This is a genomic window from Clostridium sp. C8-1-8, assembly GCF_009928445.1.
GTDB lineage: Bacteria > Bacillota > Clostridia > Clostridiales > Clostridiaceae > Clostridium_AR.
This window is the reverse complement of the sequence record NZ_JAABNO010000097.1, coordinates 1-318: the sequence shown is the minus strand read 5'-3', so window position 1 is coordinate 318 and position 318 is coordinate 1. Positions and strand designations below refer to the sequence as shown.

The following is a 318-nucleotide window of genomic DNA, read 5'->3' as shown; positions in this document are numbered from 1 at the left end:
GAACCCTCGCGCCGGTTACCCGACCTACGCCCTTAGCAGGGGCGCCTCTTCGGCCACTTGAGTATTTCTCCAAATGCCCTACGATTAAAATTTTATTATTTAAATGGCGGAGAGAGTGGGATTCGAACCCACGGTACGGTCACCCGTACGCCGGTTTTCAAGACCGGTGCCTTAAACCAACTCGACCATCTCTCCATGTCAACGACATTTTTTATTATATCAACGAATAAATATTCTGTCAACATAATATTTATAATTTTTTGTTCATATTTCAAATTGTTCACAACTGCTTAATACACTTATTGTAACTATATTAAG

General features: G+C 40.9%; 1 tRNA gene. It reads right to left on the bottom strand.

Features of this window, described 5'->3' with window-relative positions:
• Nucleotides 1-104: 104 nt before the first annotated feature.
• Nucleotides 105-195: transfer RNA gene (locus GXK57_RS26265), tRNA-Ser, on the bottom strand.
• Between the last annotated feature and the right edge of the window lie 123 nt (nucleotides 196-318).